Source organism: Leisingera sp. F5, assembly GCF_001593695.1.
In genome coordinates, this window is sequence record NZ_LUKH01000499.1 from 1 (window position 1) to 2,251 (window position 2,251).

Below are 2,251 nucleotides of genomic sequence, written 5' to 3' on the forward strand. Positions count from 1 at the left end.
GCCTATGGGTTCACCAACCCGCTGGCGCTGGAATTCGGCTTTTGGGGCTTTTTGATCTGGGGCTTCTACTTCCTCACCACCTTCTACTTCTGCGTGGTTGAGCCGCGGGTGAAGTTCTTTGAGATCCCGCTGGTGAAATGGATCAACAACATTGTGATCATCGGGACCTGCGCCTTCACCGGCGCGCTGTTCCTGATCTACCTGCCGTATTACGCCACGTTCCTGGGCGACGGTGAGAGCGTGATCCCGGAATTCTATGTCATCACCTTCCTGGTGATCCTGTTTGCCGCCTTCTCTTCCACCGACATCAAATACGTGCGTATCCTGTCGGTCGGCTCCACCGCGCTGTTCCTGGCACTGATCCTGGGCATGTGGGCCTATGCGGGCATGGGCCTGGGCGCCTTTGCCGACACTGCCTCCAACATCGGCGGCTACTTCGGCAACATCCACAAGTTCATCCTGCCGCTGACCGACTATCATGAGTTCTACCTGTTCTGGTGGTTCGCATGGTCAATCATGATCGGCCAATTCACCTCCCGCTTTGTCGGCGGCCTGCGCACCTGGCAGGTGCTGGCAGCACTGCTGATCTTCCCGTCGATCCCGCTGGGTGTGTGGTTCTCGGTGCTGTACTATTACCACCTGAACAGCATCGAGACGACGCTGCTGATCAACGTCTCCATGGTCGCGGTGGGCATCATCTTCGTGGTCAACTCCTTTGACTCGCTGATCCGCCTGTACACCGACAACCTGAACTTGTCGGCCAAGCGTTTCGGCACCATTCCGTACGTTGTTGGCAACGCGGTTGTGCTCTTCGGCCTGACCCTGGCTTTCCAAAGCCAGTGGCTGCAGATCCAATGGATCGGCACCGTGGTAATCGGCATCTATGTCGCCTGCCTTGGCTACATTGTGCTGTTCAAGCGCAGCGAAGTGATGAGCATCGATGCCTCGCCCGAGGAAAACACGCTCGACTTTGAAAAGATCAAGACAGCCCACTAAGGGCGGTCTCCCGGCTGGTTCCGTGTTTCCCCGAATGTTGGGGCCAGCCACCAACTGCCTGGCGGTGCCTGAGGGCCTGCCGGGCGCCTTTCGAAGAAACATCGCTTTATACTGGGAGGTCCGCGATGAGTGCCCCGAATATCCTGATCCTGATGGTTGACCAATTGAATGGGACACTCTTCCCGGACGGCCCCGCCGACTGGCTGCATGCTCCGAACCTCAAGAAACTGGCGGAGCGTTCGACCCGTTTCGCCAACGCCTATACTGCGTCGCCCCTGTGCGCGCCGGGCCGCGCCTCCTTCATGTCCGGCCAGCTGCCGTCGCGCACCGGCGTCTATGACAACGCGGCTGAATTCCGCAGCGACATCCCGACCTACGCTCACCACTTGCGCCGCGCGGGCTACTACACCTGCCTTTCAGGCAAGATGCATTTTGTCGGCCCCGACCAGATGCACGGGTTTGAGGACCGCCTGACCACCGACATCTACCCGGCTGATTTCGGCTGGACCCCGGACTACCGCAAGCCGGGCGAGCGGATCGACTGGTGGTATCACAACATGGGTTCGGTCACCGGGGCAGGGGTCGCCGAAACCTCCAACCAGATGGAGTATGACGACGAGGTGGCCTATAACGCCACCGCGAAACTCTATGAGCTGTCGCGCGGCCTGGACGACCGTCCCTGGGCGCTGACCGTCTCCTTCACCCACCCGCATGACCCCTATGTGGCGCGCAAGAAATACTGGGACCTCTATGAAGATTGCGAGCATCTGCTGCCCGAAGTCCCCGCCATGGCCTATGAAGACCACGACCCGCACGCCCAGCGGATCTTTGACGCCAACGACTGGCGCAGCTTCGACATCAGCGAAGAGGACATCAAACGCTCCCGCCGCGCCTATTTCGCCAATATCTCCTATCTGGACGACAAGATCGGCGAGATCCTGAACGTGCTTGAAACTACCCGGCAGGAGGCGGTCATCCTGTTTGTCTCCGATCACGGCGACATGCTGGGCGAGCGCGGCCTGTGGTTCAAGATGAGCTTCTATGACGGTTCCTCCCGCGTGCCGCTGATGATCTCGGCGCCGGACCTGCCTGCGGGCCTGATTGAAACCCCTGTCTCCACCTTGGACGTGACCCCGACGCTGGGCGCGCTGGCCGGTGTCGGCATGGCTGAAATCGAACCCTGGACCGACGGCCAGAACCTGGTTCCTCTGGCCACTGGGACCGAACGGACCGAACCGGTCGCCGTGGAATATGC

2 protein-coding genes are annotated in these 2,251 nt (G+C 60.2%); both read left to right on the plus strand.

Annotation, left to right across the window (positions count from 1 at the left end; all coding sequences use genetic code 11):
- A partial coding sequence (locus tag A2I95_RS32440; protein ID WP_291736452.1) for a BCCT family transporter occupies window positions 1–996 on the plus strand: 996 nt, incomplete at its 5' end.
- Window positions 997–1,121: 125 nt separating this feature from the next.
- On the plus strand, window positions 1,122–2,251 hold a 1,130-nt coding region (gene betC, locus A2I95_RS32445), incomplete at its 3' end, for a choline-sulfatase (protein WP_291736454.1).